The organism is Vibrio sp. YT-19(2023) (assembly GCF_033337395.1).
This window is the reverse complement of the sequence record NZ_JAWOQN010000789.1, coordinates 1-593: the sequence shown is the minus strand read 5'-3', so window position 1 is coordinate 593 and position 593 is coordinate 1. Positions and strand designations below refer to the sequence as shown.

The following is a 593-nucleotide window of genomic DNA, read 5'->3' as shown; positions in this document are numbered from 1 at the left end:
ACCTAAAAGCGAAGTGGAGCAAACTTGACTCCGTAGAAGCGATCCAAATCGAGGAGAAAAAATACCTTCAAGATACGTTGAATAAGACAACGGATGGCGTCACGTTCTCTGGTTTAGACAAACTGGATAAAAACACCTCCTACTTATTCGTGTCTAACCATCGCGATATCGCAATGGATCCCGCTTTAGTTAACTACGGTTTGTACGAAAGTGGTCACCGCACTGTGCGTATTGCAATCGGCGATAATTTGCTAAAAAAACCGTGTGCGACAGAGCTGATGCGTTTGAACAAGAGCTTTATTGTTAAGCGTTCTGCAAAAGCTCCACGAGAGATGATGAAAGCGCTTGGACAGTTGTCTGGCTACATCAAACACTCGCTGGATACGGGTAACTCTATTTGGATTGCTCAAAAAGAAGGGCGCGCAAAAGACGGTAACGACTTTACAGATCCTGCGATCTTAAAAATGTTCCACGTTGAAGGTCGCAAGCAAAAGGTCGCGTTTGGCGAGTACATGCGCTCGTTAAAAATTGTGCCGGTCTCGATAGCTTACGAGAACGATCCATGTGACATCGCTAAGGCAAAAGAGCTATTT

Annotated in this window: 1 protein-coding gene; it reads left to right on the top strand. The window is 44.9% G+C overall.

Features of this window, described 5'->3' with window-relative positions; translation table 11 throughout:
* On the top strand, positions 1-593 hold a 593-nt coding region (locus tag R7E78_RS28475), incomplete at both ends, for a 1-acyl-sn-glycerol-3-phosphate acyltransferase (RefSeq protein ID WP_318058928.1).